Raw genomic sequence first — 1,355 nt, 5'->3', positions numbered from 1 at the left:
CAGGAGTTCGGCGCCCCCGCGCCCAGTCCGGCCGCGCGAGCGCCGCGCCCGACACGAGATGCTCGATCAGCTGGGCCTGGATCTCGACCCCGGCGACCGCGGCGTCGAGCGGCGTTGCCCGCGTGTCCTTGAGCCCCGCGGCGCTGGTGCCGACGAGGATGATCCGGCCCTCCAGCGCCGCGCGGTCCACGGTCCCGTCGAGCACCGCATGGGCCGGGACGAAGCGGCGCGGATCGGAGGGCGAGAAGCGCACCCGGACCTCGCCCTGGGCGTCGGTGTGCGCCTCGACGGCGCCGATCTTCACCGCGACGATGCCGGTGGCGGCGCCGAAGGCCTGCGCCCCCGAGGCGTTGGACGACAGCACCACATAGGTGGACGCGCCCTGCGCCACGCGCAACGCCTCGGCGGCCAGGCTCGGCACCACCTCGTTGCCGAGGCCGAGCAGCAGCGGCACCCGGCGCACCACCTGGTCGCGGTCGGGCAGCCAGTTGAGCACGCCGATGCCGGCCGCGCCTGCGCCAGCGCCGGCAGCGGCGCCACCACGGCGGAAAAGCGCGGCAGGAAGGCCAGCGGGTCGTCGCCGGCTGCCGCGATCCCCCATTTCGCCGGCAGCGTCGTCTCCATGCCGCCGTCGGTGAGCACCGCGCCGAGCACCGAGGGCAGGGTGCCGAGCGCGCGGGCGAAAAGGGCGTCGCTGCTCTCCTGGCCCGCAAGGGCGCCGGCCACCGTTGCCCGCACCTGTTCGGGAAGCAGCTCAGCGAGGGTCGCGGGGTCGAGCCGGTCGGGCTCGGAGAAGGTGACGTCGAACGCCACCGCCGCCGCCCCCTTCTCGGCGAGGCGCTGAACCAGCGCCGCCAGCTTCGCCCGGGGCCAGGGCCACTGGCCTTCGCGCGCCAGCGATGCGTCGTCGATGTCCACCACCTTCACCGGCGCCTCGGGGTCGTAGGGCCGGGGCGCGGCGCGCTGGTAGAGGTCGAAGAGGCCGTTGCGCAGGTCGGTCAGCGGCGCGGGATCGGCGAGGATCAGGCCGAGCCCGGCGGCCAGCGCCGCTCCGGTTGAGAGCCAGTAGAGCCGCGAGGTCATGTGTCGCCGGTCCGCCCTTTCCTGCCCGCGCGTGAACCATAGAGCGCGGCGCCGGGAAAGAGAATCGGCTTGCGCGCGGACGGTCTCAGCCGAGCTCGAAGCTGGTGATGCCGAAGATGCGCTCGAGCGGAAGGGCGGGCGCCGGGCCGTGATACATGCGGGCGGTCTCGAACACCGGGGCAAGGCCCAGGCTCGCCGGCGAGCGCCGCGCCGGCCCCGGTTGGGCTCCGGCACGTCGAGGAAGAGCGGCCCCTCGCCCGCCACCTCTCCCG

Annotated in this window: 1 protein-coding gene and 2 pseudogenes; all 3 read right to left on the bottom strand. The window is 75.0% G+C overall.

Going from position 1 to position 1,355, the window contains the following annotated elements; all coding sequences use genetic code 11:
• The coding region (locus AC2W7M_RS25550) for a CHASE2 domain-containing protein (RefSeq protein ID WP_486135907.1) at positions 1-601 on the bottom strand (601 nt) is incomplete at its 3' end.
• A 62-nt stretch (positions 602-663) separates the two neighbouring features.
• Positions 664-1,083 (bottom strand): annotated as a pseudogene (locus AC2W7M_RS25545) (CHASE2 domain-containing protein); the annotation flags it as partial.
• Between the two features lie 85 nt (positions 1,084-1,168).
• Positions 1,169-1,355, bottom strand: a pseudogene (locus AC2W7M_RS25540) (GNAT family N-acetyltransferase); the annotation flags it as partial.

Source organism: Xanthobacter sp. BG11Y11_SDJG, from assembly GCF_057364445.1.
Note: the sequence above shows the minus strand (reverse complement) of the source record. Positions and strands in the feature narration are given on the sequence as shown.